The sequence below is a fragment of the Vibrio sp. Y42_MX_L11 genome, from assembly GCF_024181785.1.
Lineage (GTDB): Bacteria > Pseudomonadota > Gammaproteobacteria > Enterobacterales > Vibrionaceae > Vibrio > Vibrio diabolicus.
In genome coordinates, this window is the sequence record NZ_JAMZAP010000030.1 from 38,204 (window position 1) to 44,861 (window position 6,658).

The window sequence follows — 6,658 nt, forward strand, 5'->3', positions numbered from 1 at the left end:
ATGCAAAAAACCATTCGTACCATGCCAACCCACAAACATGTGGCTTTGGTTGCCCATGACAACTGCAAACCTGAGCTACTTCGCTGGGTAAAAGAAAACAAAGAAAAACTCCAGAGTCACTTTCTTTACGCGACTGGCACAACCGGACACATGCTGAGCAAAGAAACTGGACTGGCGATTAAGAGCATGATCAGTGGCCCAATGGGCGGTGACCAACAACTTGGCGCGCTCATTTCAGAAGGCAAAATCGACGTTCTCGTTTTCTTCTGGGATCCGCTAAACGCCGTACCTCACGACCCAGACGTTAAAGCGCTTCTTCGTATTGCTAGCGTTTGGAATATTCCTGTGGCAACGAACCGAGCCACCGCTAAGTTCTTGTTTAACTCCCCTCTTCTTGAGCAAGAAGTGGATATTGAAGTACCGGATTACGAAGCGTATCTTGCTGAACGCATGTAAGCTTTGATGCCAACCGAATAACGTAAAGGCGATACTGAGTATCGCCTTTATTATTTCTAAAATTCAGAACTCTGCCTTCAACGCGAAGTGATGATCGGATAATCACCATTGACGAGCTCTTGAACAAATGCGGACCCAGCGCCAGTGTGCGTAATCCAAACCTTCTCTTTCGCACGCGTAATCGCCACGTAAAACAGCCTGCGCTCTTCTGCGTGAGGGAATTTGTCTTTGGACTCGGTCAATGCGCCATCAATGTGAATTTGCTTCTTCTTCGCAGGGAATTGCCCCTCATCCACAGAAAGAATAATGACAAAATCAGCCTCTCGCCCTTTACTCGCATGGCAAGTCATAAAACGAATATCGAGATTAGGAAAACGTCGCAACCAATCGTCATACAAGTCGGGCTTGTGATAATGATTACGTCCTAACAATAAGACTGACTTGGTTTGCTTGGCTTGTTGATTCAATTGATCCAAGATCTTTTCAACTTGGTTGCTCGGTGCGGTATGCACACTCTTCTGCTTACGTTGCTTGTGGCTATTTAGTGTTTTCGGCAATTGCGATGGGTTTTGCTGAACAAAAGTGTTTGCCACATCACCAATCTGATTGTTGAAACGATAAGTCGTATCTAGATGATGAACGGTAGAGTGAGCAAAGCGCTCTTTAAACCCAGTGATAAGATCGACGTCCGCACCAGCAAACTGATAGATGGCCTGCCAGTCATCACCGACCGCAAACAACGTCGCACCCGCTTGTTTCTGTGTGGATTCACACAGTGCTTCAATCAGTGCTAAACGGTCTGGAGAGATATCTTGGTACTCATCGACCATAATGAAGCGCCATGGGGAGACAAATTTCCCTTTATTTACATAATCTGTCGCACGACTGATCATGGTAGGGAAATCCACTTGATTGCTTTCTTTAAGCATTTTCTGCCACGCCGTAAAACATGGCCAACACAAGGCGAGTTCGCTGTTTAAACGAGTATAGTCTTGGTGATTTACCAACTTTTCTTGCACTTGCTTTTTGGTTAGCCCTACCGCAGCTAAGTGAGACAACTGAGAGTCTAGCCACGCGATCAGTTTTGGGTTTTCTGAGTGACTTCCTAACTCATCGTCCCCTTTTAAATAGGCAATCGGCCATTTGTCTAAATGTTTTTGCCAACGTTTAAAGTTAGTAGGCGTCATCCAATGCTTTTTCAGCCAATCTACACACCATGCCGTTCGCTGGTTGTCATCTAACGCCAACGGACTGATCTCAACAGGCTGTTGCTCAACTTGATTAAGTATATATAAGCCTAGTTGATGGAACGTATTCACACGCACACCGTCTGCGGCCATGCCTACTTTATCCACTAAACGTTCTTTCATTTCAGTCGCGGCATCACGACCGAAAGCCAGCATAAGCAACTCTTCTGCTTGAGCCTGGTGGCTTTGCAACAAGTATGCAACTCGAGCCGTTAAAACACTGGTTTTGCCAGAGCCTGCGCCAGCAAGGACTAAGTTGTGATCATCGTTGAGCAACACCGCATATTGCTGGGATAAGTTTAAAGGCGAAGATTCTATGCGATTAAACAGCACTTCCCAATTCGGACGTTCTTCCTCAAGCCAATCACGATTACGCTCACCAAGCGTCGTAGACGTATCAATAAGCCAAGGTTCGATTTCCGCCATGCGATTCGGCATCCGCATTTTGGCTTCTTCTAGAGTGGTTTTCATTTCGCTTAACTCTTGGTTAAGACTTTCCACCCAGGAGACCACTTGAGAGTGCGATAGATAGGCAGGAAGATGCTTAAGTTTGTAGAGCTCTTCTTCCCACTTAGGTAGATACTCAGCCAGTTTTCGGCACTGAGTATTGTGCCATTCTTGATACTGACGAACAGCTTCAAGAGCAAACTTACGGCATTGTGGCCACGGTAGCCCTTGTACTAGCCAGCTTTGTTGTTTGCCTTCGTGCTCATGAGCAAAAAACTGCAAAGAGCTCCATAACAACCCACGCTTTACGCTAACTTTGCCATTCCAGATCGTAAAAGGAATATGTTCTTCACTGCCTATTGAGCTTAATAAAACACTGTTCTCTTTTATTTCGACGTGATGGTACTCATTTTGAATAAAAAACTGTGCTTTGCTAGTGGCAGTGAGCTGCATGAAACGTGCGCCTTTTAATTTAGAAGTTGTCGATTTATATCATTTTAAGGCGCCAAATTGTAGCAATGGCGAGCACCTAAGTAAGCATCTTCTTTTATTCTTTAATAAAATTCACATTACTGTCGATTTAGTAACCTAAAGCTCATTCTATTTGAAGCTGACTTTACAATTATAGACACATTGCATGGCTGCTTTAGTATAAGTCAATGACATCCCTGTTGATTTTATCAGCAACAACGAATTTTTCTTAAAGTAAATCATAAACGCGCTATAGTGGTTTTGGTAGTATTCCCCCGTTCTTCATCGGAAACATAAGGCGCATTGTGCAAGCAACTTCTAAATTTCGGCTCTATTGGGCAAACAAGACCATAAATTACAGCGTTCTTATCCTAATCACCTTACTGGGTGTGGTTATCCCGACTTGGTACTTCGAGCAAAATACGCTGATCACGCCGCTAATATTGGGCGTTATTGCTGCTGCTTTGGCAGAGAGTGATGACAGCTTCACTGGGCGCATCAAAGCGCTGATTCTGACCTTTCTCTGTTTTGCGCTCGCCGCTTTCTCAATTGAAATCTTGTTCGACACCCCTTGGGCATTTGCATTAGGGTTATTTATCTCAACCTTTGGTTTTATCATTCTTGGGGCGATAGGTCCTAAATATGCGAGCATTGCTTTTGGCTCTTTGCTGATCGCCATTTACACCATGCTTGGCGCACATGAGAGTACCAACATTTGGTTTCAGCCACTGCTGCTTTTAACTGGTGCGGCTTGGTATTACTTCATGTCGATGATTTGGCAGATATTTTGGCCTCTTCAGCCTGTGCAACAAAGCTTAGCCAATGTGTTCTTCCAAATGGCAAATTATCTCGATGCGAAAGCCAAGCTTTTTCACCCTGTCACCAACCTAACGCCACAGCCACTTCGGATTGAAGCCGCAAAGTGCAATGCAGCGACGGTGATGGCGCTAAACGCTTGCAAAGCTACATTACTAAACCGCTCGAAACGCGGCCACATTGATGGCCCTAGTGACCGATTCTTAAATATCTACTTCATCGCTCAAGACATCCACGAACGAGTCAGCTCTAGCCATTACCGCTATCAAGATTTAGCAACTGAATTTGAACGTTCTGATGTGCTGTTTCGTTTTAAATATCTTTTGGAATCTCAAGCCCAAGCGTGTCGCGATATTGCATTAGCGATTCAGCTAGGGAATGAATACTCACATACCGATCAGTCCATCTTGGCCTTAGCTGAAGTGCAAAATTCACTTGCTTACTTAGAAGAACAAAAGCAAGGACACTGGAAACGTCTGCTAATGCAGTTAACATATTTATTCAATAACTTAGCGACGGTAGAAAAGCAACTGAATAACATTAACAACCCAGATGTTGAGGGCCTAGAGGAAGATACGCTCGCCGATACTAACCCGCACACATTAAAAGCCATGTGGCAGCGTATATCCGCGAATTTACACAAAGATTCGATGCTGTTTCGACACGCATTGCGTATGTCGATTGCCTTGACGATTGGTTATGGAATCATTCAAGTATTCAACATCGACCGAGGTTACTGGATACTCTTAACCACTCTCTTCGTGTGTCAGCCGAACTACAGCGCAACACGTCAAAAATTGACAGCGCGAGTCATAGGCACATTAGCTGGTTTGTTAATTGGCGTACCATTACTGACTTTCTTCCCTTCTCAAGAAAGCCAGTTAGTATTCATCGTTATTTCTGGCGTGATGTTTTTCGCCTTTCGGATGAACAATTACGGATACGCAACCGGTTTTATCACACTACTGGTCCTCTTCTTATTCAACCAGTTAGGTGAAGGTTACGCGGTTGTGCTTCCTCGACTAGCTGATACCCTCATCGGGTGTGTGCTTGCTGTAGGAGCCGTACTGGTTATTTTGCCAGATTGGCAATCGAGAAGGCTGCACAAAGTCATGTCGGATGCGATAGATGCTAACAAACAGTATCTCGATCAGATCATTGGTCAGTATCGAATTGGTAAAAAGGACAACTTGAGCTATCGCATTGCTCGTCGTCAAGCCCATAACAGTGATGCCTCACTTTCTTCTGCCATCAGTACAATGCTTGCGGAACCTGGTAAATATCGTGCTGCCGTTGATGAGAGCTTCCGCTTCTTAACGTTAAATCACGCAATGCTGAACTATATTTCTGCTCTTGGCGCGCACCGAACTCGCATTGAAGATGAGTCTATTCATAAGCTCGTTTTAGATGCACACCGCTGTATTCATCAGCATTTAGACGTTCTCCATAAACAGCTTCACCAGCATTGCGAAGAGTGCGATTTATCTAATATTGACGATGCGGGACTCGAGCAACGCTTAAATGAGTGGCGAGATGAAGATGATAGTTCCGCTCGCATGGTATTGCAGCAACTTCACCTTATCTATCGCATGCTCCCAGAGCTACATTCACTTGCCAGTAAGTTTGCCGTGAGGGTGAACTAGTAACACACGGATATAAAAGGGAAGCGAATTGTCGCTTCCTTTTTTCTTTCTACTTTTCTATCTACCCCAAAGTGGGTAATTATGTACCTTCATAGGAAAAATCTGACGTATCACTTAACACACCTTGACAATGTTCGGACAAAAAGCAATCGATCAAATTCTAATCTATCTAGGTTGAATAAATATGTTGTATCCAAAGGACGAAGAATTTCGGGAAATGAAGGATAAACCGAATTACAACGAGGGTATTGAGATGAACGCACAACAATTTAATGAACTTAAACAAAAGCTCAGTGATTTAACGGCGAGTCAGTTGAAATCATTACAGGGTGAGATAAGCGTAAAGTTAAACAAAACACAAAACCCAGTACTTTCTGTTGAAGAAAGAGAAATGCTTTCTAAACTGTTTGCTTAATCAAATCATTGATATAAAACACTTGAACGTTTTATAAACTCCACCTATGCTCTCATTAGCATATTATTGGGAGTGGTGATATGCCTGTATCAGGAATTCAATCTGGGCACCAAATTCTTCAGATGTCACAGCAGATGGCTGAAAAAGCCGCGCATGGCATTAATGATAATTTAAGTAAAGTGAAAGAAGAGATCGCTTCTCACAACATCGATTTGGCTAAAGTGGCAGATGTCGCAATAACCGCTTCAACTCCTAGCCTCCCCTCTCAAAAAGTTGAATCACTCATCAACCTGACGCAAGCTGCAGGTTACAACCGAGTGGGTGCATCCGCCATTGAGAAAAACAATGAAGTCATTGGCAGCTTACTCGATATCCACGTCTAAAACTTCTTAGTTCCGACCTGTCACTACAAATCCGTAACAAGCCCTCTTTTGCTACCTAATGTTGTGCTATTTCGATTCAATAAGTCTCGATAAAAACCAATAACTCCCAATAAAAACGGACGCCTTGTTAAAGCCGCCCGTTTTATGTTGAATCCAAACTTATCCGTTATCAATAACACCGTGATTCAGCAATGACTCTACAATCTCATTGGAGCTAAGACCGTTGAAGTCTATCGATGTACCTAAGTTTTCCACAACAATGGTTTGCTGGACATTTGCATCCGTCGTAATGTTCAGAGAAACATTTTCTGTTGATGCGTCGTAATCGGCTTGAATGTGCGCAAGTAAATCATCAATACCTGCCGTTGGGTCATTCAAATCAGCGATCACGTCTTTGAGGTCAATGGTGTCCTCATTGACGCTAAAGTCAGTGATGGTGTCAATCGCACCATTATCCACCGTGTCTTCTGTCCATTTAAAGATATCGCTACCCGCACCACCAGTGAGAATATCAGAGCCTAGTCCGCCGATAAGCACGTCATCTCCATCTCCTCCTAGGATATAATCATCTCCCGTACCTGCTGCTAAAGTAATGCCTGCATCACTACCAATAAGATAGCTGTCTTCACTTTCAGCAGACTGATCAATATCTTGACTATTTAGCGTATGGAATGGACTTCCTCCCTATCACTCAGCCGTTAGTTCTGAGATGATAAATTCACCATTTCATACGGAGATAACAACATGGCTGTGACTGTATTAGGTATCGACCTAGCAAAA

Annotated in this window: 6 protein-coding genes; 4 read left to right on the forward strand and 2 right to left on the reverse strand. The window is 43.7% G+C overall.

Features of this window, described 5'->3' with window-relative positions; genetic code table 11:
- Positions 1-456, forward strand: a complete 456-nt coding sequence (locus NL643_RS21515) for a methylglyoxal synthase (protein WP_005376571.1) — start codon at positions 1-3, stop codon at positions 454-456.
- A gap of 77 nt (positions 457-533) precedes the next feature.
- Here the strand turns inward: NL643_RS21515 and helD are convergent, their stop codons facing one another.
- Positions 534-2,603, reverse strand: coding sequence for a DNA helicase IV (gene helD / locus NL643_RS21520; RefSeq protein ID WP_253645146.1), 2,070 nt, complete (start codon positions 2,601-2,603; stop codon positions 534-536).
- Between the two features lie 323 nt (positions 2,604-2,926).
- Between helD and yccS the strand changes: the two genes are divergently transcribed.
- The 3 genes from yccS (at position 2,927) to NL643_RS21535 (ending at position 5,878) form a co-directional block, all read left to right on the forward strand.
- Complete coding sequence (yccS, locus tag NL643_RS21525) at positions 2,927-5,080, forward strand: YccS family putative transporter (RefSeq protein WP_005396670.1); 2,154 nt, start codon at positions 2,927-2,929, stop codon at positions 5,078-5,080.
- Positions 5,081-5,264: 184 nt separating this feature from the next.
- Positions 5,265-5,495, forward strand: coding sequence for a hypothetical protein (locus tag NL643_RS21530; RefSeq protein ID WP_041853076.1), 231 nt, complete (start codon positions 5,265-5,267; stop codon positions 5,493-5,495).
- A gap of 80 nt (positions 5,496-5,575) precedes the next feature.
- A complete protein-coding gene (locus tag NL643_RS21535) occupies positions 5,576-5,878 on the forward strand; it encodes a hypothetical protein (protein WP_253645147.1) in 303 nt (100 codons plus the stop codon).
- A gap of 159 nt (positions 5,879-6,037) precedes the next feature.
- Here the strand turns inward: NL643_RS21535 and NL643_RS21540 are convergent, their stop codons facing one another.
- Positions 6,038-6,526 carry a type I secretion C-terminal target domain-containing protein gene (locus tag NL643_RS21540; RefSeq protein ID WP_367651911.1) on the reverse strand — a complete coding sequence of 163 codons (489 nt, stop codon included), beginning with the start codon at positions 6,524-6,526 and terminating at the stop codon, positions 6,038-6,040.
- Positions 6,527-6,658: the final 132 nt, after the last annotated feature.

What these genes read in the sequence shown, in the direction of transcription:
- NL643_RS21535 (WP_253645147.1), top strand. Translation starts at nt 5,576, where the DNA reads ATGCCTGTATCAGGAATTCAATCTGGGCACCAAATTCTTCAGATGTCA.
- NL643_RS21515 (WP_005376571.1), top strand. Translation starts at nt 1, where the DNA reads ATGCAAAAAACCATTCGTACCATGCCAACCCACAAACATGTGGCTTTG.
- helD (WP_253645146.1), bottom strand. Translation starts at nt 2,603, where the DNA reads ATGCAGCTCACTGCCACTAGCAAAGCACAGTTTTTTATTCAAAATGAG.
- NL643_RS21530 (WP_041853076.1), top strand. Translation starts at nt 5,265, where the DNA reads ATGTTGTATCCAAAGGACGAAGAATTTCGGGAAATGAAGGATAAACCG.